The sequence below is a fragment of the Arthrobacter sp. GMC3 genome, assembly GCF_002929305.1.
Lineage (GTDB): Bacteria > Actinomycetota > Actinomycetes > Actinomycetales > Micrococcaceae > Specibacter.
On record NZ_PJIO01000001.1, the window covers coordinates 294,294 to 318,016 of the forward strand.

Consider the following 23,723-nt stretch of genomic DNA (forward strand, 5'->3'; position numbering starts at 1 on the left):
CCATGAGACCTGCCGTCGACCCAACAGCTGCGCTGATTCACATCCAGGATTTCCACATGCAGTTCGGCGAGAAGAAAGTCATCGATGGGTTGTCCTTCGATGTGGCACGTGGTGAGACCTTTGGATTTCTGGGCAGCAACGGCAGCGGAAAGACGACAACGATCAGGGCATTGCTGGGCATCTACCGCCCCACCTCGGGAACCCTGAACATCAACGGGCAAGTTTTCGGCGACGGCTTTGGTGCGCGGCTGGGCTACCTTCCGGAGGAACGCGGACTCTACAAGAAGGAATCGGTGCTCGATGTCATGAGCTACTTTGGCCGGCTCAAGGGCCTGAGCAGGAATGAGGCGCAAAAATTCTCCCGCGAATACCTGGACCGGGTGGACCTTGCTGACAAGGCAGGTCAGCGGGTGGACAAGCTTTCCGGTGGTGAACAGCAAAAGATCCAGCTGGGTGTGACCATCATGAACGAGCCCGAACTGCTGATCCTGGACGAACCCACCAAGGGCTTTGACCCGGTAAACCGGCGGTTGTTGATGGACATCATCGAGGACAGCAAGAGGGCCGGTGCCACGGTCATGATGGTCACCCACCAGATGGAGGAGGTAGAGCGGCTGTGCGATCGGATCATCCTGCTCAAGGACGGGAAATCCGAGGCCTACGGGACCATTGACGAGGTGCAAAACCAGTTTGGCGGCCGGACTATCAAGCTCAAGTACAGTGGGAGGGTTCCCGATTCCCCGCACTACCAGGTGACATTGCGGGAAACCAACTATGCCGAGCTGGCCCTGGATGAAAGCGTCGATGAGGCCCAGGTGCTCCACGACCTGGTCACCAGCGGTGTGGTGGTGCGCGGCTTCGTGGCGTCGAAACGGAGCCTGGATGACATCTTCATTCAGGTCTATGGTGAAAATGCCGCCGCGCCCCTCGCTTTGGGGGTGAAGTAGCATGGACCGGCACAATCTGGGCACTGTGGTGGCCTTTGAATTCACCCGCACCGTCAAGAAGCGGCGCTTTTGGATTGCCACCCTGGCCATCCCGATCCTGCTGGCCCTCGTGTTTGTGCTGGTCTTTACCAGCAGCTCCTCCACACAGTCGCTGTCCGAGGCGCAAAAATCGCAGACCCTGGATTTCACTTACACGGATGCGTCCTCCTTGATCGATCCGGCCATCGCCAAGGCCCTGGGAGGCGCGGTTGAGAAGGACCCAGGCACCGCTGTCGAACGGGTGAAGGCCGGCAAACTCAATGCCTACTTCAGTTTCCCAGCGAGCCTGGCGAAGGACCCCGTGCTGGTCTACGGGGCCGATCAGGGAATTTTCAAGAATGGAACATACGACGCCGTTGCCAAACAGATAGTGGTCCTCTCGGCCCAGGAAAAGGTGGGATCCCCCCAGCTGGTGGCCGCCGTGCAAGGCAACTTCAACACCCAGACAGAAACTTTCAAGGGCGGGGTACTTTCTGGCGGCCTGCAAACGGTGATTCCGCCGCTGCTATTTCTGGTTCTGTTCTACGTGGTGATCATCCTGCTGGCCAACCAAATGTTGGCGTCCACACTGGAGGAAAAGGAGAACCGGGTCACCGAGATGATCCTGACCACCCTGAACCCGACAACGCTGGTGGTGGGTAAAATCATCTCGCTGTTCATGGTGGGTGCGTTGCAGTCGATTGTCTTCGCCTCACCCATGCTCCTGGGCTATGTGTTCTTCCGGGACCAGCTGGCCATACCCAATTTTGACCTCTCCAAGCTGAGTTTCCAGTTCTGGCCGATGCTGATCGGCGCTCTGCTTCTGATAGGGGGCTTCATCTTGTTTACCGGCGTGCTGGTGAGCATCGGGGCTGTGATGCCCACGGCCAAAGAAGCCAGCATGGTGTTTGGCCCGGTCATGCTCATGATGTTCATCCCGTTTTACATTGTGACCATGGTGGTCAGCGACCCGGGGTCGGTCATCGTTCAAATCTTCACGTTCTTCCCGTTCACGGCGCCCGTCACGGCAATGCTGCGCAACGCGTTTGGTTCGCTCAACGGTGTCTCTGCTGCCATTGTGATTGCCGAGTTGTTCATTTTTGGTGTGCTGGCGCTGCGACTGGCCGTCCACCTCTTCCGCTACGGCTCCATCGAATACTCCCGCAAGCTCTCATTGCGTACGGCCTTTGCCAAGAGGAGCTGAGAACCATGCAACGCAGGGTCCTATGGGTGGCAATCCTGGCCTCCTTTGTCGCGTTCCTGGACGGGGCCATCGTGAACGTGGCGCTTCCCGCAATTTCACGCGACTTGGGCGGCGGGATCACCACGGCGCAATGGGTGGTGGATGCGTACCTTTTGGCCTTGGGGTCCCTGATTCTGATTGCCGGATCCCTTTCTGACACTTTTGGCCGCGTCCGGATCCTGCTTGCCGGGTTGCTCGTGTTTGGGGTGGCGTCGCTGGCCTGCACGGTGGCACCAGACGCAACTTTTTTGATTGCTGCCCGAGCCGTTCAGGGTGCCGGGGCGGCCCTGTTGGTACCGAGTTCGCTGGCGCTGATCACCTCCACCTTCAGCGGGCCCGCCCAGGGCAAGGCCATCGGAACCTGGACAGCCTGGACCGGAACCGCTTTCTTGGCCGGGCCGCTGGTGGGCGGACTGCTGGTTGAATTCGCCTCGTGGCGGCTGGTTTTTGCCATCAACGTCCTTCCCATCGCCGCCACCATGATCCTGCTGAAGGGATTGGATTTACCCCGCAAGAGCAGCGACTTGGTTGCTGCCCGGCCCAGCCGGGTGGATGTTCCCGGTGCCGTGTTGGCCGCCGTCGGCCTGGCCGGAACAGTGTTTGCGCTGATCGAGCAGGACCGGCTGGGGTGGGGGAGTCCCGCCGTTTTCATTCCCTTCGCGGTTGGTGTGGCCGCCCTGGCAGCGTTCCTGTGGTGGGAGCAACGGACCCCGGCGCCCATGATGCCATTGGGCCTGTTCCGGATCAGGAATTTTGGCATCGGTAACCTGGCCACCACCTTCGTCTACGCAGGCGTATCCCTGGGGCAGCTGCTGGTGGTGCTGTTCTTACAGGAGGTTGCCGGGTTTACCGCAGCCCAGGCCGGGTTGGCGTCCCTGCCCGTCTCCATCATCTCGCTCCTGCTGGCGGGAGTGTTTGGCACCCTGGCCGGAAAATACGGCCCCCGGCTCTTCATGGCGGCGGGGCCAATGCTGGCTGGGGTGGGGTACCTGCTGATGACTACGACGGCGGAGCCCTTCAACTTTTGGCTGCAGATCCTACCCGGCCAAATCGTCTTTGCGGTGGGGCTCTCCATCACGGTGGCCCCCTTGACGGCAGCTATTCTGGGATCGGTCCCGCAGGAACAAAGCGGCATCGGATCGGCCATCAACAACGCCGTGTCCCGTGTGGCCGGCCTGATTGCCGTGGCCTTGGTCGGCGTCATGCTCGGCGGAGTCCTGGACTTTGACTCCTTTCGCCGAGTCATGGTCATCACGGCACTGCTGTTCGTTGCCGGCGGGGTGATCTCCGCGATGGGCATCACCAACAAGCCCTCGATCCGAACCAAGGCGCCACCGGTCCCTTAGGTGCCGTACATTGGCAACAAACAAGTTCGGAACCTGGGAAAGGTATTGGGTATGGGCAAAGAACCCGTCATGATCGCGTGCGCCCACGGCACAAGCAACATCCAGGGCCAGGCGCGTGTCAATGAAATCCGGGCTCAGATCGCAGAGCTTCGCCCCGGGCTGAGCGTGTTGGAAGCTTATGTGGATGTCCAGCAACCGGCCCTTCCCGACGTGGTGGGCGGGGTGCCTTCGGGGGTGCTCGCCGTCGTCGTTCCCCTGCTGCTTACCGTGGGATACCACGTGCAGGTGGACATTGCCGAGGCCGTGGCGACCCGCACCAATACATTCGCGGCGGCGCCTTTGGGGCCGGATCCGCGGCTGGCCGGGCTGCTGCACGAGCGGTTGGGGGAGCTTCCCAAGGACTGGGGGATCGTGCTGGCAGCGGCCGGATCCTCGCGACCGGAGGCTGCCGAGCAGATTGAAGTGCTGGCCGCCGATCTGGCCGTCCGCCGCCCGCAACGCATTGTGGCCGCCTACGGTGCCAGCGCCGAGCCGTCCGTTCCGGCGGCGGTGGCGCAGTTACGGGCGGATGGGGCAGCCGGCGTGGCCATTGCGTCCTATCTGCTGGCGCCCGGGTACTTCCACGATCAGCTCGGGGCGGCTGGGGCCGACTTCGTCTCAGCACCCTTGTTGCCGTCGGTGCTGCTGGCCCAGCTGGCGTTGGAGCACTTCGACGCGGCATTGTCCCGCCGTGACCCGTGAGCTATGGCGACTTCGGCGGATCTAAGTCGCCATAGCTCACGGCTCGCGCCGCGGGGACGCTGCCGGGAGGCACAAAAAAGGCCAGAAAAGGGCGTGTGACGAAATATTGCCTTAGGTGAACGTGCGTTGCATTTTTGATTTGTTGCGCGGAGGCGGAACCCTACGCTCGTCATATGACACAGACAGCTCTAGCCGGAGCGACCGCCGAGGTCCCCGCCACACCCGTTGCTGAATCTCCGGCACCACGGCCAGCGCGTGCCAGGCCCGCGGCGAAGCCGCACGGCCAGTGGAAGGTGGACGGCACGGCTCCGTTGAATGCCAACGAGGCCTGGAAGCAGGAAGACGGCGGACTGAGCGTCCGGGACCGCATCGAGAAGATCTATGCGCACGGCGGCTTCGACAGCATCGAGAAGACCGATTTGCACGGCCGTTTCCGCTGGTGGGGGCTTTACACCCAGCGCAAGCAGGGAATCGACGGCGGCAAGACTGCGACGCTTGAGCCGCACGAACTCGAGGACAAGTACTTCATGCTCCGGGTCCGCATCGACGGCGGCGCCCTCACCACCAAGCAGTTGCGTGTCATCGGGCAGATTTCAACCGAGTTTGGCCGCGACACCGCCGATCTGACCGACAGGCAAAACGTCCAGCTCCACTGGGTGCGCGTTGAGGACGTTCCCGAGATCTGGAACCGCCTCGAGGCTGCCGGCCTGTCAACCACCGAGGCCTGCGGCGACGTGCCCCGAGTGATCCTGGGATCCCCAGTTGCCGGCATCGCCAAGGACGAGATCATCGACCCCACCCCGCTGATCAAGGAGGTCAGCGCCCGGTTCATCGGCGACCCCGAGCTGGCCAACCTGCCACGTAAGTTCAAGACGGCCATCACGGGCCACCCCTCCCAGGACGTGGTCCACGAGATCAACGATTTCGCCCTAGTGGGCGTGGTTCACCCCGAACTGGGCGCCGGCTATGACCTCTGGGTGGGAGGTGGCCTGTCCACCAACCCGCGCCTGGCCGAACGCCTGGGCGTCTTTGTTTCGCCAGAAGTTGCCGCCGAGGTATGGCTGGGTGTCACTAGCATCTTCCGCGACTACGGCTACCGCCGCATGCGCACCAAGGCCCGCCTGAAGTTCCTGCTCGCCGACTGGGGCACCGCCAAGTTCCGCCAAATCCTTCAGGACGAGTACCTGGGCCACAAGCTGCCCGACGGCGAACCCGCGCCCAAGCCCACGTCTCCCGGGGACCACATTGGCGTGCACGAGCAGAAGGACGGCAAGTTCTTTATCGGTGTGGCACCCACCGTGGGCCGCGTATCTGGCAGCACGCTGACCGCCGTTGCGGACGCCTTGGAAGCACACGGCTCCTTCCGCCTGCGCACCACACCGCACCAGAAACTCGTCATCCTTGACGTGCCAAAGGACCAGGTGGAGCCTCTCATCGCCGTGCTGGACGGGCTCGGGTTGTCCGCCCGCCCGTCGCTTTTCCGCCGTTCCACCATTGCCTGCACCGGCATCGAATACTGCAAATTGGCCATCGTGAACACCAAGGACACAGCAGCCACAGCCATCAGCGAACTGGAAACACGTCTCGCCGACCTGGTGGACACGAAGGTTCTCACCCAGCCGATCGCGCTGAACATCAACGGCTGCCCCAACTCCTGTGCCCGGATCCAAACCGCGGACATTGGCCTGAAGGGCATGATGCTACCCACGGACGACGGCGGCACCGCCCCCGGCTTCCAGGTCCACCTGGGTGGTGGTCTGGCTACCGACAACCGCGTCGAGGCAGGCCTGGGCCGCACCATCCGCGGCCTGAAGGTGACCGCCGCCGAGCTGCCCGACTACGTGGAACGCGTGGTCAGGACATACGTTGGTGCCCGCACCGACGGTGAAACATTTGCCGAATTCGCCCACCGCGTCGATGAGGAGTTGCTGAAATGACAACCACAACGCTCCGAACCCACCGGGAGCTGAAGGCCATCGCCGAATCAGGTGCTGCAGAACTGGCCTGGGACGCCTCCGCACAGGACGTGATCGCCTGGGTGTCGCGGAACTTCCCGACGCAAGCCACCGCCGTCGCCTGTTCCATGGCCGACGCCGTGCTGCCGGCGCTGGTGGCGGACCAGCTGCCCGGCGTCGATGTGCTCTTTCTGGACACCGGTTACCACTTCCCGGAAACCTACGCCACACGCGACGAGGTGGCCGAGAATCTGCGGGTCAACGTCGTTGACGTCCTGCCCGTGAACACCGTTCCGGAACAAGATTCGCTGCTGGGTAAGGACCTCTTTGCCCGAGACCCCGGCCAGTGCTGTGCGCTGCGCAAAGTTGAGCCGCTGAGCCGTTCCTTGAAAGGGTACGAACTCTGGTTCACCGGCGTCCGCCGCGACGAGGCACCCACACGCACTAACACCCCGCTGGTCAGCTGGGACGAGAAAAATGGCCTGGTCAAGGTCAACCCCCTGGCCACCTGGACGTATGACGAGGTCATCAGTTACTCGGATGACAACCTTTTGCCCGTGAACCCCCTGCTCAGCCAGGGCTATCCGTCCATCGGCTGCGCGCCGTGCACCAAGAAAGTGGCACCCGGCGCCGACCCCAGGTCCGGGCGCTGGGCCGGAACCTCCAAGACAGAATGCGGGCTACACGTATGAGCACCCAAATTACTGAAACGACGATTGCGCAGGACGCTGAGCTGAACTCGCTGGACCTGCTCGAATCCGAGGCTATCCACATCATCCGCGAGGTGGTGGCCGAGTTTGAGCGTCCGGCGCTGTTGTTCTCCGGCGGCAAGGACTCCGTGGTCATGCTGCACCTGGCCACCAAGGCGTTCTGGCCGGGCAAGGTCCCGTTCCCGGTACTGCACGTGGACACCGGGCATAACTTCCCCGAGGTCATTGAGTTCCGCGACCGCACGGTGGAGCGACTGGGCCTACGCCTGGAGGTGGGTTCCGTGCAGGAGTTTATCGACAGTGGAGAGCTGGCCGAACGCGCCGACGGCACCCGCAATCCGTTGCAGACCGTGCCGCTGCTGGATGCCATTGCGAAGAACAAGTTTGACGCCGTCTTTGGCGGCGGGCGACGGGATGAGGACAAGGCCCGCGCCAAGGAGCGCATCTTGTCGCTTCGCGACGAGTTTGGCCAGTGGGATCCGCGGAATCAGCGTCCCGAATTGTGGAACCTCTACAACGGCCGCCACACCGTGGGCCAGCATGTGCGTGCGTTCCCCATCAGCAACTGGACCGAGCTGGACATCTGGCGCTACATCGCCCGCGAAAACATCGAGCTGCCGGGCCTCTACTACGCCCATGACCGCGAGGTTTATGAGCGCGACGGCATGTGGCGCGCCGTGGGCCCGGTTTCCGAACCGCGCCCGGGCGAGGAAGTCGTTACCAAGCAGGTCCGCTACAGGACCGTTGGGGACATGTCCTGCACCGGCGCCGTTGCCTCAGATGCAACTACCGTCCACGACGTCGTCCGCGAAGTCGCCGCCTCCACCCTGACCGAACGTGGCGCCACTCGGGCCGATGACCGCATTTCCGAGGCAGCCATGGAAGACCGCAAGAAAGACGGCTACTTCTAATGAGCACTGTTACTTTGGGCACCGGAACGCTGTTCCGTTTCGCCACGGCCGGTTCTGTCGACGACGGAAAATCCACCTTGGTGGGGCGTCTGCTCCACGATTCCAAGGCCATCCTGGCAGACACGCTGGACGCGGTCACCCGCACCTCGGCTGACCGAGGCTTTGGCGGGGAGAACGGCAGCACGCAAAAGATTGACCTGGCGCTGCTCACGGACGGTCTTCGGGCCGAACGCGAGCAGGGCATCACGATCGACGTCGCCTATCGCTACTTTGCCACGGACCGCCGCAGCTTCATCCTGGCGGATTGCCCCGGGCATGTGCAGTACACCAAGAACACGGTGACGGGCGCCTCCACTGCGGATGCCGTCGTCGTGCTCATCGATGCCCGCAAGGGCGTCCTGGAGCAGACGCGCAGGCATTTGTCCGTGTTGCGGCTGCTGCGGGTGCCTAATGTGTTGGTGGCTGTGAACAAGATCGACCTGGTCGGTTTCAGCGAGGACGTGTTCCGCACCATTGAGGCGGATGTGCAAAAGGTTGCCGCCGAAATTGGTGTCTCCGATGTGCTGGTGGTGCCCGTTTCCGCACTAGAGGGTGACAATGTGGTGGATCGCTCCGCCCACACCCCCTGGTACACGGGCCCCAGTTTGCTGGACATTCTCGAAGCCCTGCCCACCACCGATGAGTTGGAGCGTGGCCTGGAGCCCTTCCGCTTCCCGGTGCAGTTGGTGGTCCGGCCGCAGGGTGCGTTGGCTCCCGAGCTGTCCTTGACGGACGACGGCGGTGCCGCCTTCCGTGATTACCGCGCCTACGCGGGGCAAGTGGCTTCAGGGGCTGTGTCCGTGGGCGAGGAGATCACGGTGCTGCCGGCCGGTCGAACCGCAACTGTGGTGGGAATCGACTTTGCGGGTACCTCGCTGGAGCGCGCAGTTGCCCCGCAGTCGGTGTCGCTGCGTCTGAGCGAGGAGATCGACATTGCCCGGGGCGACGTTATTGCTGCGACGGGCACGTTCGGAGAGGTCAGCCAGGACGTCTATGCCGAGCTGTGCTGGCTCTCCACCAAGCCGTTGCGCGAGGGCTCCAAGGTGCTCATCAAGCACGGCAGCAAAACCGTTCAAGGGCTCATCCGCGCCGTGACCGGCAAACTGGACCTGGCGACGTTTGCCGAGGCGCCGGCGTCGGGCTTGGAATTGAACGACATTGGTTCGGCTCAGATCCGCCTGGCCTCACCGCTTCCCGTGGAGTCCTACGCCCGGCATCGCCGAACAGGTGCATTCCTCGTGATCGACCCGCAGGACGGCAACACGCTGGCGGCCGGGCTGGTCAAGGATCACCCGGGCGACCACGAGGACGAGCGCTACGTGATCTAAGGCGCCTCGAGTCGGCTGACCCGTTCCTCGAGGTTGGCCACCCGTGCGGCGAGGCCGTCGCCGCAGCAGCCGCACGGTTTTTTGGGGGCTGTGAAGCGCGGCATGATGGTCTTGCTCGCAACGGCCAGCCCGTCCTCGAGCGTCCTGCCCCGCAACGATTCGAGCAGGGTGCTGGCAGCCGGTGCCACGGTGTTCATGGTTGGGGGGAGTTCGCAGGCGGCGCGCTTGAGGAAGCGGAGCGCGTCGTCCACGAGGTCGCTGTCAAAGGTGCGCTTGTCGCTGACCACGGCGGTGGCCCGTGTCAGCAGGTCCCGGGCGTCCCTTGCCACGGGGCTTTCCTTATCGGTGACCAGCATTGCCAGATCGGCGGCGTGACGCTCCAGGACCTCCACGAGCCATTTGCCCGCAGGGTGCCCGAGCACTTGAGCGTCGCGAATCTTTTGCATCTTCCCGATTTGGGTCTGGTGGGTCTCGAACAAGTTGTTGACGGCGCACGACACAGGTTGCTGCAGGATCTGCGTGACGGTAGTGCCTGGTGCCCCGCTGATGTCCGAATAGCTCATGTTGGATGTCTCGGCGGTGAATACCCCAGCCTCGCCGCAGGCCGAACCTGCTCCGCCGTTCTGTACGGAGAGCTCACCGGAGGAGATGCTGTAGTAGATGATGCCGCGCGAGTTCGTGATCCCCTGGGTGAAGTTGGCGTTCGCGGAACCTCCCGGCCCCACGAGGTTCAGTTCGAAGGCGACAATCGGGTGCACCGCCGGTGGGTCAAACTCCGCGGAATGGGCGTTGCCGTCGCGATCTGTGTAGGTGAAGGTGACCTTGTTGACACCTCCGGCCTCATTCGTGCCGAGCGCAATCTGGAGGGTGGTCTGGCGGGGCAGGGTGTCTCCACTGATGCTCGCGAACGGGCTGGAGAGGTAGTAGTCGTTGGCCCAGCAGGGCAGCCAGGGTGTGGTTCCCGGTTGCGGGGTGTAACCGGACGGCCAGGTTGACTGGCCGGTGGCCCAGTACTGGATCTCGTATGAGAGATTGCCGCCCTGAACGTAGACAATGTACTGCATCCACGTGAGCGGGCTGGTTTGGCAGTACTCGCCGGCGGGCGGGTAGCAGTTGAGCTGGAAGCTCCATCCGTTTCCGTTGGTGGTTGCCACATCCTCGGTGACCTCAAGCAAGACGTTGAGATTCTGCAAACGGCGGCAACTATCAATCAGGACGGCGTTACTATTTGAGGCGTATGTCATGGCCTGCTCCTTCTCGATACATACCAGTGTGTGCTTCATTTTCGGGGCGGACAAGAGTTCATTGACACGGTCTACGGGGTTCGCGAAAATGAACGCATCTGTTCCATTTTTGTCTTTGTCCACACCTTGGGAGCAACCATGTCCACGCAAGTTTTTATCAGTCTTCCCACCAACGATCTGAACCGTTCTAAGGCATTCTTTGAGGGGCTTGGATGGCAGATTCAGCCGAATTTCACCGATGAGAATGCCGCCTGCATCCTGGTCGACGAGAACATTTACGTGATGGTGCTGACCCCGACATTTTTGGCCACGTTTACTGACAAACCCATTGTTGACCCCGCCACGGCCATCCAGGTTCAAACGGCGGTGAGCCGCGAAAGCCGGGCAGCCGTGGACGAGCTGACCGAGAGGGCGTTGGCGTCAGGCGGCAAAGAGCCGCGCCCGGCCCAGGACCTTGGCTTCATGTACTCCAGGGACTTCGAGGATCCGGACGGCAACCACTTCAGTGCGATGTGGATGGATCCGAAGGCCGTCGAGCAGGGTCCCGAGGCCTTCATGGCGGGGCAGAACGAAGGCGCCTGACGGCGGGCCGCCCCGCCGATCTTTTTGCAAGGCCGCAAGGCTAGCATTTAGCTCATGGGAATCTTTGAGCGAAAAAAGAAAACGCCGCAGGACTACGTCGCCGCCAGTGTTGAAGGGATGACCAGAGTCCAGCAAATCCACGCCAACACGTGGGGGCTGAACAGCTCCGAAAGTCGCTGGAACGTGAACATGGACGAAGGCAAAGTTACGTTCACGTTTCCCGACAAGGTGGTCACCGCCGACATTCAAGTTGTTGGCACCCTCAACGAAGGAACATTCTTGTGGGGCTGGGATCACCCGTCTGTACCTATCCCCTTACGGCACGCCGCGCTGGCTGCCAGAGAGTGGGGCGCGCAGAACGACCTTCCGAATTTCACCGAACGGAAGGTTATTGCGGACATGGCGGCCGCCTGGGAATTCACGGCGGTGGCAGCAAGACAAATCAATGCCAGCGGCACATATAGCGGGAATGCCGGAACAGCCCACGTTTTTATAACCTTTGGCCCGCTTACCATCACCAACAACATCCCCTAAGAAGGCGGCGTTGGACAAGGCTGGCGAAGGTGGGAGAATTTGAGGCAGGCAGGGCCGGCGCATATCGGCCACGCTGTCACAAGGGGGCGCACCATCGAACTTCACGCTGAATACGGCACCGACTTTGCCATTGCGGAGTCCACTTTCCCCGCACGTACCCTGAACGGTGCGGCGCAGGCCATCAGGAGCACCATTGTGGGCAGGCTGCACGACGATGGCCTAAACCACCACGATGTCCGTTTCCGCGTCAAGAGCGAAAAGTCGGCGCAAGAGAAAAGCGAACGACGCGACGAAAACGGCAAGCTGAAGTACCCAGGTGGCATGACCCGCCTGGATGACTTGATTGGCATCCGCGTGATCCTGTTCGTTGAATCCGACATTGACGCCGTCGCCATCGCCCTAACCAGCCAGTTCACCTGCCACGACGACGAAGACAAAACAGCCATGATGCGCAAGAACGGGGGCATTGGCTACGCCGGCCGGCACCTCACCTTGGAAGTCCCCGCAGGCAATCCACCCAATGGGTGCGTGGACTGTGTTGGCCAGCGCTTTGAGGTGCAGATCCGCACAGTGCTCCAGCATGCATGGGCGGAATTTGAACACGACATCCGCTTCAAGGGCAGCAGTGGCGACAACGCCGAGATCAGCCGGGCCTTCACCATGGCCTCGACCCTGATCGAACTCGCCGACCAGCAGTTCGTGAACATCAGCGACATCCTCAAACGCTTGCAGGCCGACGGCGCCGTGGAGCCCGCGCACGAATCCCAGACGCTCGACGCCGGATCTCTTCAGGGCGTCCTGGCCCGGGCGTTTCCCAACTACCGCAACAGCAAGGCAAACCAGTACGGCTGGATGGTGGAAGTCCTGGCTGCCAACGGCGTTGCCACGGTCAGCGATGCCGAGAACTGGTTCAAGTCAGTTGACCCGGACCAGGTGGCACGCATCATGGGCTACCGCTTCTCACCCGGGCAGGTCCGCGTGGCCGATGACCTCCTGTTGCAGTCCTTTGGTGAGAGGTATGTTGACACCACCAAGGCGGTCGGATCTGACGCCAACCGCGAAGGTAAACTCCGTTCCCGTCTGCGCAAACTCCGCACCGACCGCGACTAACGGCCGCCATCGGCACGGCTCGGCAGGCGTTTGTGACGCGGCGTGAATCAGCGTGACCCCGTGCGTCAGCATCGTTGAGTGCACGTGTTGTTTTCCCTAGCGTTGAGCCATGGCGAAAATCGCCACGGCCGGATCCTCGGGCCACTTCCTGAAAAATCCAAGGACTTCCCATGCCTGAACGCACCCCCGAAAAACCCGAAAATTCCGCGCCGAAGACCACAAGAATCGTCGCCGGGCAGAAAACCCGCCGCAAAATTCGTCGCATCGAGATTGTGGCCGTTGCCGCACTTGTCGCCCTCATTGGTGCCGGTGCCGCGGTGGCGTCGGTGACCGCCGGATCCAAAAACGAAAGCACTCCCGTAGTCTCAACCAGCCCGGCAGACACCCTTAAGCTGGGCTACTTCGCCAACGTTACCCACGCGCCGGCCCTCATTGGCGTGGACAAAGGGATTTTTGCCAAGAACCTCGGCGCCACCAAGTTGACGACGCAGGTATTCAACGCCGGACCGTCGGCCATTGAGGCGCTCAACGCCGGTGCAATCGACGCAGCCTACCTGGGGCCTAATCCGGCCATCAACTCGTTCGCAAAAAGCGGTGGAGAGTCCATCCGCATCATCGCCGGTGCCACCAGCGGCGGCGCACAGCTGGTGGTCAAGCCGGACATCACCACCCCGGCACAGCTAAAAGGAAAGGTCCTCGCCACCCCGCAGCTGGGCGGCACGCAGGATGTGGCGTTGCGTTCGTGGCTGGCCGGTCAGGGCTTCACCACCACGCCCAGCGGTGGCGGGGACGTCACCATCAACCCCACCGAAAACGCCAGCACTCTCAAACTCTTCCAGGATGGAAAGCTTGACGGCGCCTGGTTGCCCGAGCCCTGGGCCTCCCGTCTCGTCCTTGAGGCCGGTGCCAAGGTCCTGGTCAACGAGGCCGACTTGTGGGATAAGGGCGAGTTCAGCACCACCATCTTGGTGGTCAACAAGTCCTTCCTGGCGCAGCACCCGCAAACTGTTGCCGCACTTCTGGCCGGTCACGTTGAATCGGTTGACTGGCTCAACACCCACAAGGATGGTTCCGGGACCGACGGCGACGCCGGTGCAGTCAACGCCGCGCTGGTCGCAGCAGCCGGAAAGGCGCTGTCCGCGGACGTCATCAAACGCTCGCTATCCGAGCTCACCTTCACCTCTGATCCACTGGCGGGGACCTACCCGGAACTCCTTGAACACGGGATTCAGGCCGGCGTGAGCACCAAAGCAAATCTATCGGGCATCTTCGACCTGCGGGAGCTGAACAAGATTCTGACTAAGGACGGAAAGGCACCCGTCTCAGCAGGGGGACTGGGTATCGAGTAGGGGTGCGACCGTCATCGCCAATGTGACGCCGCGTGAACTTGCGTGACCCCGGGTGTCCCGATCGTTGATCCTGTGAGAGGCCATTGCCTACCGTCTAGTTATGACTACATCGGGACGGCAGGCGACAACTGCAAGCACAGGACAGCCCTGTCCGGCGGTCTTCTCCAATGAGGCCCCTGAAGTGTCGCGTCGCCGGTATGGCGTGGAGATCATTGCCGTCGCCGCCCTGATCGCCTTGATCGGGACAGGCGCAGTGGTGGCGTCCGCCTCAGCCGCCAGCCATCCCAGTGGAGCTTCCACATCTCAAATCACCACCTCCTTGCCGGTGGCCGCCGGCACAACGGCGACCAGCCCCGCGCACCACGGATCGGAAACTCCATGACAGAAGCACTCGCCGAAAAGGTAGACGCGGACCGTGGCGCTGCCAGCGCAACGGCGGTCGACGGCGAAGGCCGGGCACCCGTCGTCGTACTGGAAAACCTTGGCAAACGTTTTGGCTCCGGGCCCCCGGTCCTGGAAGACGTCAATGCCACGGTCTACCAAGGCGAGTTTGTGGCCCTTCTGGGAGCGTCGGGGTGCGGTAAATCGACGCTACTGAATCTGATTTCCGGCCTGGACATGCCGACGTCGGGCGCCATGGAAGTCCCCGTCGGGGGAGCAGCGTTCATGTTCCAGGATTCGGCACTGTTCCCGTGGCGCACAGCCCGCGGCAACGTGGAACTGGCGTTGAAGCTGCGCGGTGTGGGCAAGGCAGAACGTAAAGCCAGGGCCACCGAACTGTTGGATTTGGTGCACCTTGGCCATTCATCCGACAAGCGGCCGCATGAGTTGTCAGGCGGCATGCGCCAGCGGGTGGCGCTGGCCAGGTCGCTGGCTCAGGACCGGCCGCTGCTGCTGATGGATGAGCCATTTGCCGCCCTTGACGCCATCACGCGGGATCTGCTGCACAACGAGTTGGAACGGATCTGGAAGGAAACGGGACGGACCATTATTTTCGTCACTCACAACGTGCGTGAAGCCGTGCGCTTAGGACAGCGGGTGCTGCTGCTCTCCTCCAAACCCGGCCGCGTCGTTGCTCAATGGCAGGTATCCGAAGAACACCGCACTAACGCTGGCGCCGCCGGCGAGCTAACAGCGGAAATCACCGCTCGATTGCGCGAGGAGATCCGCCGACATGCCTGAGACATTGACATCACCGATGATCAAGAGCGGCAGTGCCGAGGAAATGCGGTCCCTGGAAGCCGGCCTGGACTCATTACAGTCGGATGACACGTCTCGCAAAAGCTTCGACCTGTCCCGGGTCCTGCTGCCGCTGGCCGCGTTCATCGTGTTGCTGCTGGCCTGGCAGTTCTACGTCTCCCTGGGGTTGCGACGCCGTGACCTGGTCCCCGGCCCGTTGGATGTCCTGGGTTCCCTCGGTGCCTTGTGGCAGGCCGGGACGGCGCAAGAAGCCGTGGGGACATCGCTGCAACGCGGGCTGATCGGCTTTGTTATCAGCATCGTGGTGGCCACCCCCATTGGCTTGCTGTTGTCCCAAGTGCGGATCTTGCGCCGCGCCTTCGGGCCCCTGATCTCGGGCCTTCAGGTATTGCCGTCCGTTGCCTGGGTGCCGGCCGCCATTATCTGGTTCGGGCTCACGGACGCCACCGTGTACTTCGTCATGTTCATGGGCGCCATCCCCTCCATCATCAACGGCCTGATCGCCGGGGTGGACCAGATCCCACCGCAGTACCGCCGCGTCGGCCAGGTGCTGGGAGCCTCCCGCTGGGAGATGGCGGTGCACGTGGTGCTCCCGGCAGCCTTGCCCGGATATGTGGGCGGGCTCAAACAAGGCTGGGCGTTCTCATGGCGCTCGCTGATGGCAGCAGAAATTATCGCCATGGGTGGATCACTTGGCTTTGGACTGGGATCGCTGCTGGAACAGGGCCGACAACTCGCCGACATGGGAATCGTCATGTCCGCGATCCTGATCATCCTTTTTGTTGGTATCGCCGTGGAACTGATCGTGTTTGCGCCGGTGGAAAAGCGGCTCCTGCGGGGTCGCGGCTTGCTGGCTGGCAGCACGCGCTGACGGCCCAGGCCGGTCTGTCGATTGTGTCCCCACGTGACGCCAGATGAACTGGTGTAACGAACGTCTTGGCCGCAAACATTGGCACTACTTAAGGTCATTTCATGGCAATTGTGGATCTATACCCAACCTCGTTGCGGCTCCTGGGCCGCCCGGTCCTGGTGGTGGGCGGCGGCACCGTCTCGGCCCGTCGTGCCAAGGCCCTGCTCGACGCCGGTGCCCAGGTCACCCTGGTTGCACCTGTCCTGCACATCGCGGCACAGAATATGGTGGCCGCCGGCCTCATCAGCTGGGAATCCCGAGCCTACGAGAGCGCGGACATGGCCAACGCCTGGTTTGCCGTGACGGCCACCAACAACCCCGACGTCGACGCGCTGGTAGCCCGCGACGCGGATGCCAACCGCGTCTGGTGCGTCAACCATTCGGCAAGCGTCGAGTCATCGGCGTGGACGCCCGCCGTCGGGACAGTTGACGACGTCAAGGTCGCCGTCAACGCCGGGGGAGACCCGCTGCGGGCCGCCGCCATCCGCGACGCCATAGTTGCAGCACTGGAAACGGGAGAACTGCCCCTGGAGCGCTACCGCAAAAGCACCACTGGATCGGTTGCCCTTGTTGGCGGCGGGCCAGGCGCCGAAGACCTCATCACCGTGCGTGGACGGCGACTGCTGGCCGAGGCCGACGTCGTCGTAGCCGACAGACTAGGCCCCCGGGGGCTGTTGGAAACGCTGGGCGAGAATGTGAAGATCATCGAGGTCGGCAAGACGCCCGGCCACCATCCCGTGCCCCAGGTGGAGATTAACGCGATCCTGGTCCGGGAGGCCCACGCAGGTAAGAGGGTGGTGCGGCTCAAGGGCGGCGATCCCTACGTGTTGGGGCGTGGCGGGGAGGAAGCCATTGCCTGCCGCGAAAACGGTGTGGACGTGGAAGTGGTTCCCGGCGTGACCAGCGCGGTCAGCGTCCCGGCGGCCGCCGGCATCCCGGTCACCCATCGCGGCTTGGCGAAAGCGTTCACCATGATCAGCGGCCATGAGGAGCTCGAGCATGTGCCGCACGGAAGTGACCACACCGTGGTGCTGCTCATGGGGGTCGGCACGCTCAACCGCTCCATGCCCGTCCTTGAAGCAGCCGGGCGGGGCAAAGAATGCCCGGTCGCCATCATCGAGAACGGCTTTGCCCAGGACCAGCGCGTCACCATCGGCACCCTGGGGACTATCGTGAGCCTCGCCCAGGCGGCCAAGGTGCGCAACCCGGCCGTCGTCGTTGTCGGGGATGTGGTGCGCGTGAGTCCGCTGGCGCCCCTTGACCTCGCCACCGCCTACTACGGCACGCGGGAAACTCTCAGCAGTTACTCGTAGAATTAGCACATAGACTTTTTCCTTATTCACAGAAGAAATGAGCACAGCCGTGTCCGCAAACACTCCTGAGTCCGTCGCCAACCCCACCGTCCGAGGCACCGAAGAACGCCCCCTGCGCGTGGCTGTCATTGGCTCGGGCCCTGCCGGTGTGTACGCCGCGGACCTGCTCACCAAGAGTGATGCCGTGCGCGACGGGCTGGTCCTGGCCATTGACCTCTTCGACCGCTACCCGGCACCGTACGGGCTGATCCGCTACGGCGTGGCCCCGGATCACCCCCGCATCAAGGGCATTGTCAACGCCCTGCGCAAGGTTCTGGACCGCGGGGACATCCGCTTCTTCGGCAACGTCGAGTACGGTACGGACCTCTCCCTTGAGGACCTGCAGGCGCACTACGACGCCGTCATCTTCGCCACCGGGGCCATCAAGGACGCGGACCTGAACATTCCCGGCGTCGAACTCGATGGCTCCTATGGTGGCGCCGATTTCGTATCCTGGTACGACGGCCACCCCGATGTATCCCGTGAGTGGCCCCTGAACGCCAAGGAAATCGCCGTCATCGGCAACGGCAACGTGGCCCTGGACGTGGCCCGCGTGCTCTCGAAGCATGCCGAGGACCTGCTGGTCACCGAGATTCCGGACAACGTCTACGCCGGGTTGAAGGAATCCCCGGTCACCGACGTGCATATCTTCGGCCGCCGCGGGCCCGCCCAGGTGAAGTTCACGCCCCTTGAGCTGCGCGAGCTCAGCCACTCCCGCGACGTTGACATTGTTCTCTACGAGGAAGACTTCGATTTTGACGAAGCCTCCGATGAAGCCGTCAAGACCAACAACCAGATCAAGACCATGGTTAGCACGCTGACCAACTGGCTGGTGGAGCAGGATGACGACGCCGCCGACCCCACCACCGGCGCCTCCCGCCGCCTCCACCTGCACTTCCTGCACAACCCGGTGGAGATCACCGGCGCGGATGGCAAAGTTTCCGGCATCAAATTTGAGCGCAACGAGCTCGATGGCACCGGAAACGCCCGCGGTACCGGCGAGTTCATCGAGTACCCGGTCCAGGCCGTTTACCGCTCCGTGGGCTACTTCGGTTCGGCCTTGCCCGACGTCGAGTTTGACCACCGCAGAGGAGTCGTCACCAACGACGCCGGACGGGTTGTGGGCGCCGATGGTGTCCACGTGCCGGGCATCTACGCCACGGGTTGGATCAAGCGCGGCCCCGTCGGCCTGATCGGGCACACCAAGGGTGACGCCCTGGAGACCATCACGCACCTGCTGGCCGACCGCGCGGAACTGCCCTCCGCCGTCGCGCCCGGCCTTGACGCCATTTCCGAGCTCCTGAACGGCCGGGGCGTGGAATTCACCTCCTGGGAGGGCTGGAACGAGCTGGATGCGCATGAGCTGGCCCTCGGTGCGGCCGCCACCGAAGCTGGTCCGGTCGCTCGCGAGCGGGTCAAGGTTGTTTCCCGTGAAGAGATGGTCAACGTTTCCCGCGGCACCGCCGAGGTTCACTAACCCCGTGACCCGCGAGATATGGCGGCTTAGGCCCTTCTGAGGCGCCATATCTCACGGGTGAATGATTTTTGCTGGTGCTTTCCCCGAAGTAGACGTAGGCTCACTTACAGGTGAGTCGATTCTCAGACGCTCGCCAGCGGTCTCTGTAGTTTTTGGTCTTGCGGTCAAAGTTGTTTTCGGGGGTGAACACGATGGATAGTTGCGAGCAATCATATTCGCGCAGCAGCGCTTTCACCCGTGCCCTCCGGATCGCTTTGGGGGCGGCCTTTTTGGCGGCACTTTTCATGGTGTTGAGTTCATCCGGCGCCTTCGCGTCCTCGAACTCCACCACGGCCCCGGCATCCGCAGACAAATCTCATGGGCTGATCTCGGATTTGCTCAATCCAGTGACAAATTTGGTAGATAAAACCATTTCCCAGGTTCCCGTTGTCAACGAAATTGTTGGGAACGGCACCGTTGGCAAGATCACGGCACCGATTACCGGTGCCGTTGACCGGGTTGAATCGGCTGTTACCAAAGTGCCCGTTGTGGGTGGTGTGGTTGATTCGGTGCTTACTCCAGTAGGAAACCTTGGCAACCAGGTTGTTGCGCCCGTGACGGATGTCCTGGGCTCCGTCACCACACCTGTGCTGGGGGCCGTTGACCAGATCACTTCGCCTGTCACGCAAATTTTGTCGCCGGTTCTGGATCCTGTAACGGGGGCGCTAAAGCCCGTTGTTGACGGTGTTACCGGAGGCGCAACTGGCATTGTGGGTGGCGTCGTTGACGTTGTCCTGCCACCAGGCACGCCATCGACGCCGGGAACGCCAGGGACTCCAGGAACGCCTACGACGCCGGGTGCGCCGGGATCGGTGTTGCCGGGGACATTGCTCCCAGGCGCAGCGATGCCGGGTGTCGACGATGCTTCAGGGATTTCTCCCGGTGCGTTGAATAGTTCCTTCGCTGGTACCCAGACACCAGGCCAGACACCAGGTGTGTCGTCATCTGTAGTTGTCGCAGGCCATGCTTTCCAGGCCGTGTCACCGGCATCCGGAAATCCAGTACTTGCTAGTGCCGGATCTGGTACCGACGTCGTGGTGCAGCCGTCTTGTGACGATGACTTCAATGCCGCGACAGGGCCCTGTGCTCCTGCCGTTACAACAAGCGCCTCCGCATCGGCTGGCGCCGGTTCCAGCTCTGGTGGATCTGGTGGGGCTGGCGGAGCTGCTGCAGCGGATCAGTGTTTCCCGCTCTCCTACCATTCCGCCATGAGTAGCGCAGCAATGCGGGCCGCCAACTGGGCGCTGCCTGCCTCTCTTACAACAGATCCCGGATCCAGCCCTGGCTAAATGATCGTCTGCCTCCCTCCTTACGCAGGGAAGCCCACGGTATTTCCTTGGATTGCCTTTGCAACCAGGTCAAAAATCTTAGTCAGGAGTTGGACATCATGCATGTCATTATTCGTCGATCGCTGTGCGCAGCGGTATTTGCTGGAGGCCTCCTCGCCCTCGGCGCCGGCGCAGCAAGCGCCGCAGACCAGTCAGATTCTTCAACGCAGGGGCTCACTTCCGGAGTCCACAATGCAGTTTCACAGCTTGCCCCGAACGGTACATCCAACGGCGGTTCCGCCCGAGGCGGTGGCCTTCTTGGTGGCCTAGTTGGTGATGTTTTGGGCAATGTTCAGGTGGCTGTGCCGATCACGGTTCCGGTGAATGTTTCCGGGAATGCCGTGGGTGTTCTGGGTGACGCTGTTTCTTCCGGTTCGGAGGCCACGAATACCACTGTGGTTCCTCCCGTGCAGCAGAATTCCGGCCAGGGCGGCCAGGGCGGCCAGGGCGGTGCCAATGGTGGTTTGTTGGGTGGCCTGGTTGGTGATGTTTTGGGCAATGTTCAGGTGGCTGTGCCGATCACTGTTCCGGTGAATGTTTCCGGGAATGCCGTGGGTGTTCTGGGTGACGCTGTTTCCACTGGTTCGGACGCCACGAACTCCACCGTGGTTCCTCCCGTGCAGCAGAATTCCGGCCAGGGCGGTGCCAATGGTGGTTTGTTGGGTGGCCTGGTTGGTGATGTTTTGGGCAATGTTCAGGTGGCTGTGCCGATCACTGTTCCGGTGAATGTTTCCGGGAATGCCGTGGGTGTTCTGGGTGACGCTGTTTCTTCCGGTTCGGACGCCACGAATACCACTGTGGTTCCTCCCGTGCAGCAGAATTCCGGCCAGGGCGGCCAGGGCGGTTCCAATGGTGGTTTGTTGGGTGGCCTTGTTGGTGACGTGCTGGGCAATGTTCAGGTGGCCGTGCCGATCACGGTTCCGGTGAATGTTTCCGGGAATGCCGTGGGTGTTCTGGGTGACGCTGTTTCCACGGGCTCCGTTGCTGTCAATGTGGTCACGCCCGTTACCCCCATCGTTCCCGTGACACCGGTTGAACCGTGGACTCCACTAACGCCCGCGATTCCCGGTGCACCCGTTGCGCCAGTAGTTCCGGCCACGCCGGTGGTGCAGCTTGTCTCAACGACGTCGGTTCACGCTATGGGAGCCGCGCAAGTGACACGCTCAGGGGCGGCTGCCCTGCCAGCCGGTGCACCTGCACAGCTCGCCTACACGGGCGCTGGTGTCTGGCCGGTTTATGGCCAAGCAGCTCTGTTGCTCTTGCTCGGCGCCGCACTCATCCTGCTGCGGAAGTTCGCGCTGAAGTAGGCGGAGTCTAGGCCAGGTGCTTCAGCCGCGCACACAGCTTGTGTCTTCCTGCCGTCAAATGGTTGGGCCGGAAGACACGAGCTGTGTGCGCGAGCAGTAGGGAGTATGGATCTTAATCCTGTAGTGACTGCAGGCGAGAGTCGAGATGCTGGCTGACACTGGCCGCCGCGGACTCTTGGTCTCCGGCCTCGATCGCAGCCAATAGGTCCTCATGACCTTCCGGATGGTACCCAAGCCCATGGTCGCCAAGCTGTGAGATCAAACTGCTGATAAAAACGCTGCCAAATGATTCGTAAAGCTCACCGAGTAGTGGGTTACCCGATGCACGGGCTACAGCAAGGTGAAAGTCCCAGTCCAGGGCCAGCCACGCCTGGGTGTCCTGTTGCTCAGCCGCACGACGCCGGCCGGCCAGCAAGGCACGCATCTCTCGGATCTCCGTCTCCTTGGCATTCAGAGCGGCCAGACGTGCCGCCTGGCTATCAAGGGCGAGCCTGACCTCAATGACGTGTTTGTCCCCGTGCTGGCTCAGCAATTTTGCCGTCGCGCCAGCAATCTCGCTGGTGGCCCGAACGAAGGTTCCGTCCCCCCGGCGGACTTCCAGCATGCCCGCGTGGGCTAGCGCCCTCAATGCTTCGCGAAGCGTGCCGCGGGAGACACCAAGCTCTTTCATGAGGACTTGTTCGGATGGAATGCGCTCATTCAGCGCCCACAACCCGGAGCTGATCGCCGTGCGCAACTTGCCGGTAACTTCCTGGGCCAGCGGTTCACGGTGTGAGGGTGTCAGTGTCATGAGTGGCTCCCTGCCGTGAATTGGGCGTCGAGGAGGGTGGGTGCTTGGGTTCTATGAGTCGCTGTGAGCAGCCACGCCAGCAATAGCTGAACGGCCGCCACTGCAACAAGGAGTATCAAGGGCACGGTCCATCCGCCGCTGAGACTGTGCGCCAGACCCATGCCGAAGGGGCCCAGGGTGCCCAAAAGGTAGCCCACCGACTGGGCCAGGGTGGACATGGCGGTGGCGTCCGCCGTCGTACTTCCACTACGGCTGATGACAACCAGCACCAGTGCAAACACGCCAAAGCCAAAGCCCAGCAGCAGGGCCGGGAGCACTGCCGCGGACGCTGGCAGCACCAGCAGCGCTATGGCGCCGAGCAGGTAGGCGCCGCTGGCGGCCATGAACGCCCAGCGCAAACCGCCCGGCCTGGCGGCTAGCCACAGCAACCCCACATTTCCGGCAACCGTGACAACCTGCGCCAGTCCCAGCAGCAGGCCAGCGGTTGCGGGGTCCAGGCCGTCGGCAATCAAAATGGTGGGCAGCCAGCTGATGATTGAGTAGGCGGCGATGGCTTGGATGGTGAAGAACGCTGTGATCAGCAACCCCTGGCGTGTTTTGAGCAGAGGCCAGGGCGAACGGTAACCCGCCGGATCCGCGGCAGGGCGGCGGTGGGCAGCAAGGGCGATCGGCAGGAACGCCAGCAACGTCACCACTGAAAGGATTGCCCAGGCGGCCAGGCCCAGGGAGGGTGAGTTTAGTTGCATGGCGAGCGGGACGCTGACGGCGGCTGACATTGTTGCCCCGAGCGACATGGTGATGGTGTAAACGCCAGTCAACGCGGCCGTCCTGTCCGCGTAGTGCTCGCGGATGAACGACGGCATGGCCACGTTGCACACGGCAAGCCCGGACATGCTCACCACGGTGCCCAATAGCAACATGCCGACGCTCGGCACTGCCCGTAGCGCCAAGCCTAGGGCAAGGGTGGCCAGGGCAATGGCGATCGCCTTTTCAACGCCTGTCCGTCGTACCAGCAGGGATGTGCCGGCGCCTGCGATGGCGAAGCACAGGGTGGGGATCGACGGTAGCAGCGCCGCAGTGAAGGCACCGTAGCCCAGCACCTGTTGGAGGTCGTGGTACAGGGCCGAGGCGCTGGAGATACCCGCTCGTAGATTCAGGCCAATGAGCACGACGGCGAGAATTCCGGCCGCGGCAACGAGGCGCGTCTTTGGCCGGGAGTCAAGTACGGGGGGTTGGCTGTCTACGAGTGTTTGGGTCATTAGT

The 23,723-nt window shown here is 62.6% G+C and carries 23 protein-coding genes; 19 read left to right on the top strand and 4 right to left on the bottom strand.

Annotated features, from left to right (window positions below):
- The first annotated feature begins 2 nt into the window (after nt 1-2).
- The 8 genes from CXQ94_RS01350 (at nt 3) to CXQ94_RS01385 (ending at nt 9,238) form a co-directional block, all read left to right on the top strand.
- On the top strand, nt 3-947 hold the full coding sequence (locus CXQ94_RS01350; protein WP_258066535.1) for an ABC transporter ATP-binding protein: 945 nt from the start codon (nt 3-5) through the stop codon (nt 945-947).
- A 1-nt stretch (nt 948) separates the two neighbouring features.
- Nucleotides 949-2,169, top strand: coding sequence for an ABC transporter permease (locus tag CXQ94_RS01355; protein WP_104086424.1), 1,221 nt, complete (start codon nt 949-951; stop codon nt 2,167-2,169).
- Between the two features lie 5 nt (nt 2,170-2,174).
- Nucleotides 2,175-3,554: a DHA2 family efflux MFS transporter permease subunit gene (locus CXQ94_RS01360; protein ID WP_104086425.1), complete on the top strand. Its 1,380-nt coding sequence runs from the start codon at nt 2,175-2,177 to the stop codon at nt 3,552-3,554.
- 51 nt (nt 3,555-3,605) lie between these two features.
- Nucleotides 3,606-4,295, top strand: coding sequence for a sirohydrochlorin chelatase (locus CXQ94_RS01365; RefSeq protein WP_258066536.1), 690 nt, complete (start codon nt 3,606-3,608; stop codon nt 4,293-4,295).
- Nucleotides 4,296-4,468: 173 nt separating this feature from the next.
- On the top strand, nt 4,469-6,232 hold the full coding sequence (locus CXQ94_RS01370) for a nitrite/sulfite reductase (protein ID WP_104086426.1): 1,764 nt from the start codon (nt 4,469-4,471) through the stop codon (nt 6,230-6,232).
- A complete protein-coding gene (locus CXQ94_RS01375; protein ID WP_104086427.1) occupies nt 6,229-6,942 on the top strand; it encodes a phosphoadenylyl-sulfate reductase in 714 nt (237 codons plus the stop codon). Before CXQ94_RS01370 ends, CXQ94_RS01375 begins: the two co-directional genes overlap by 4 nt.
- Nucleotides 6,939-7,871 carry a sulfate adenylyltransferase subunit CysD gene (gene cysD / locus CXQ94_RS01380; RefSeq protein WP_104086428.1) on the top strand — a complete coding sequence of 311 codons (933 nt, stop codon included), beginning with the start codon at nt 6,939-6,941 and terminating at the stop codon, nt 7,869-7,871. Before CXQ94_RS01375 ends, cysD begins: the two co-directional genes overlap by 4 nt.
- A complete protein-coding gene (locus CXQ94_RS01385) occupies nt 7,871-9,238 on the top strand; it encodes a sulfate adenylyltransferase subunit 1 (protein ID WP_104086429.1) in 1,368 nt (455 codons plus the stop codon). Before cysD ends, CXQ94_RS01385 begins: the two co-directional genes overlap by 1 nt.
- Here the strand turns inward: CXQ94_RS01385 and CXQ94_RS01390 are convergent.
- Nucleotides 9,235-10,482 (bottom strand): hypothetical protein, encoded by a 1,248-nt coding sequence (locus CXQ94_RS01390; protein WP_104086430.1) that lies wholly within the window; start codon nt 10,480-10,482, stop codon nt 9,235-9,237. The two genes, CXQ94_RS01385 and CXQ94_RS01390, sit on opposite strands and share 4 nt — an antisense overlap.
- 30 nt (nt 10,483-10,512) lie before the next feature.
- Between CXQ94_RS01390 and CXQ94_RS01395 the strand changes: the two genes are divergently transcribed.
- The 9 genes from CXQ94_RS01395 to CXQ94_RS01435 all read left to right on the top strand — a co-directional run bounded on the left by CXQ94_RS01395 (nt 10,513) and on the right by CXQ94_RS01435 (nt 18,996).
- Complete coding sequence (locus tag CXQ94_RS01395; RefSeq protein WP_306418888.1) at nt 10,513-11,064, top strand: VOC family protein; 552 nt, start codon at nt 10,513-10,515, stop codon at nt 11,062-11,064.
- A gap of 54 nt (nt 11,065-11,118) precedes the next feature.
- Entirely contained in the window at nt 11,119-11,598 is a 480-nt protein-coding gene (locus CXQ94_RS01400; RefSeq protein ID WP_104086431.1) for a DUF6882 domain-containing protein, read from the top strand.
- 39 nt (nt 11,599-11,637) lie between these two features.
- On the top strand, nt 11,638-12,708 hold the full coding sequence (locus CXQ94_RS01405; protein ID WP_104086432.1) for a GTP pyrophosphokinase family protein: 1,071 nt from the start codon (nt 11,638-11,640) through the stop codon (nt 12,706-12,708).
- A 170-nt stretch (nt 12,709-12,878) separates the two neighbouring features.
- Entirely contained in the window at nt 12,879-14,057 is a 1,179-nt protein-coding gene (locus CXQ94_RS01410; protein ID WP_104086433.1) for an ABC transporter substrate-binding protein, read from the top strand.
- Between the two features lie 100 nt (nt 14,058-14,157).
- Nucleotides 14,158-14,439 carry a hypothetical protein gene (locus CXQ94_RS22120; protein ID WP_146070200.1) on the top strand — a complete coding sequence of 94 codons (282 nt, stop codon included), beginning with the start codon at nt 14,158-14,160 and terminating at the stop codon, nt 14,437-14,439.
- On the top strand, nt 14,436-15,239 hold the full coding sequence (locus CXQ94_RS01420; RefSeq protein WP_104086435.1) for an ABC transporter ATP-binding protein: 804 nt from the start codon (nt 14,436-14,438) through the stop codon (nt 15,237-15,239). The genes CXQ94_RS22120 and CXQ94_RS01420 overlap by 4 nt, the downstream gene beginning before the upstream one ends.
- Nucleotides 15,232-16,128: an ABC transporter permease gene (locus CXQ94_RS01425; RefSeq protein ID WP_104086436.1), complete on the top strand. Its 897-nt coding sequence runs from the start codon at nt 15,232-15,234 to the stop codon at nt 16,126-16,128. Before CXQ94_RS01420 ends, CXQ94_RS01425 begins: the two co-directional genes overlap by 8 nt.
- 101 nt (nt 16,129-16,229) lie before the next feature.
- Entirely contained in the window at nt 16,230-17,480 is a 1,251-nt protein-coding gene (gene cobA / locus CXQ94_RS01430) for a uroporphyrinogen-III C-methyltransferase (RefSeq protein ID WP_104086437.1), read from the top strand.
- Between the two features lie 37 nt (nt 17,481-17,517).
- A complete protein-coding gene (locus tag CXQ94_RS01435) occupies nt 17,518-18,996 on the top strand; it encodes an FAD-dependent oxidoreductase (RefSeq protein WP_104086438.1) in 1,479 nt (492 codons plus the stop codon).
- A 100-nt stretch (nt 18,997-19,096) separates the two neighbouring features.
- On the opposite strand, the gene CXQ94_RS01440 is transcribed toward CXQ94_RS01435, so the two are convergent.
- Entirely contained in the window at nt 19,097-19,348 is a 252-nt protein-coding gene (locus CXQ94_RS01440; RefSeq protein ID WP_181034026.1) for a hypothetical protein, read from the bottom strand.
- Nucleotides 19,349-19,382: 34 nt separating this feature from the next.
- Here CXQ94_RS01440 and CXQ94_RS01445 point away from each other — a divergent pair, with 34 nt between their 5' ends.
- A complete protein-coding gene (locus tag CXQ94_RS01445) occupies nt 19,383-20,324 on the top strand; it encodes a hypothetical protein (RefSeq protein ID WP_146070202.1) in 942 nt (313 codons plus the stop codon).
- Between the two features lie 98 nt (nt 20,325-20,422).
- Complete coding sequence (locus CXQ94_RS22850; RefSeq protein WP_146070203.1) at nt 20,423-21,670, top strand: hypothetical protein; 1,248 nt, start codon at nt 20,423-20,425, stop codon at nt 21,668-21,670.
- A 112-nt stretch (nt 21,671-21,782) separates the two neighbouring features.
- Here the strand turns inward: CXQ94_RS22850 and CXQ94_RS01455 are convergent, their stop codons facing one another.
- Complete coding sequence (locus CXQ94_RS01455) at nt 21,783-22,460, bottom strand: FadR/GntR family transcriptional regulator (RefSeq protein ID WP_104086442.1); 678 nt, start codon at nt 22,458-22,460, stop codon at nt 21,783-21,785.
- The gene (locus tag CXQ94_RS01460) at nt 22,457-23,719 is read right to left on the bottom strand and encodes an MFS transporter (protein ID WP_104086443.1); all 1,263 of its coding nucleotides are present in this window, start codon (nt 23,717-23,719) and stop codon (nt 22,457-22,459) included. The genes CXQ94_RS01455 and CXQ94_RS01460 overlap by 4 nt, the downstream gene beginning before the upstream one ends.
- Between the last annotated feature and the right edge of the window lie 4 nt (nt 23,720-23,723).

Bases quoted from the DNA above. Each gene is read 5' to 3' on its own strand.
- CXQ94_RS01385 (WP_104086429.1), top strand. From the start codon at position 7,871: ATGAGCACTGTTACTTTGGGCACCGGAACGCTGTTCCGTTTCGCCACG.
- CXQ94_RS22120 (WP_146070200.1), top strand. From the start codon at position 14,158: ATGACTACATCGGGACGGCAGGCGACAACTGCAAGCACAGGACAGCCC.
- CXQ94_RS01420 (WP_104086435.1), top strand. From the start codon at position 14,436: ATGACAGAAGCACTCGCCGAAAAGGTAGACGCGGACCGTGGCGCTGCC.
- cysD (WP_104086428.1), top strand. From the start codon at position 6,939: ATGAGCACCCAAATTACTGAAACGACGATTGCGCAGGACGCTGAGCTG.
- CXQ94_RS01410 (WP_104086433.1), top strand. From the start codon at position 12,879: ATGCCTGAACGCACCCCCGAAAAACCCGAAAATTCCGCGCCGAAGACC.
- CXQ94_RS01435 (WP_104086438.1), top strand. From the start codon at position 17,518: ATGAGCACAGCCGTGTCCGCAAACACTCCTGAGTCCGTCGCCAACCCC.
- CXQ94_RS01375 (WP_104086427.1), top strand. From the start codon at position 6,229: ATGACAACCACAACGCTCCGAACCCACCGGGAGCTGAAGGCCATCGCC.
- CXQ94_RS22850 (WP_146070203.1), top strand. From the start codon at position 20,423: ATGCATGTCATTATTCGTCGATCGCTGTGCGCAGCGGTATTTGCTGGA.
- CXQ94_RS01370 (WP_104086426.1), top strand. From the start codon at position 4,469: ATGACACAGACAGCTCTAGCCGGAGCGACCGCCGAGGTCCCCGCCACA.
- CXQ94_RS01460 (WP_104086443.1), bottom strand. From the start codon at position 23,719: ATGACCCAAACACTCGTAGACAGCCAACCCCCCGTACTTGACTCCCGG.
- CXQ94_RS01400 (WP_104086431.1), top strand. From the start codon at position 11,119: ATGGGAATCTTTGAGCGAAAAAAGAAAACGCCGCAGGACTACGTCGCC.
- CXQ94_RS01425 (WP_104086436.1), top strand. From the start codon at position 15,232: ATGCCTGAGACATTGACATCACCGATGATCAAGAGCGGCAGTGCCGAG.
- CXQ94_RS01365 (WP_258066536.1), top strand. From the start codon at position 3,606: ATGGGCAAAGAACCCGTCATGATCGCGTGCGCCCACGGCACAAGCAAC.
- CXQ94_RS01360 (WP_104086425.1), top strand. From the start codon at position 2,175: ATGCAACGCAGGGTCCTATGGGTGGCAATCCTGGCCTCCTTTGTCGCG.
- CXQ94_RS01355 (WP_104086424.1), top strand. From the start codon at position 949: ATGGACCGGCACAATCTGGGCACTGTGGTGGCCTTTGAATTCACCCGC.
- CXQ94_RS01350 (WP_258066535.1), top strand. From the start codon at position 3: ATGAGACCTGCCGTCGACCCAACAGCTGCGCTGATTCACATCCAGGAT.
- cobA (WP_104086437.1), top strand. From the start codon at position 16,230: ATGGCAATTGTGGATCTATACCCAACCTCGTTGCGGCTCCTGGGCCGC.
- CXQ94_RS01390 (WP_104086430.1), bottom strand. From the start codon at position 10,482: ATGACATACGCCTCAAATAGTAACGCCGTCCTGATTGATAGTTGCCGC.
- CXQ94_RS01455 (WP_104086442.1), bottom strand. From the start codon at position 22,460: ATGACACTGACACCCTCACACCGTGAACCGCTGGCCCAGGAAGTTACC.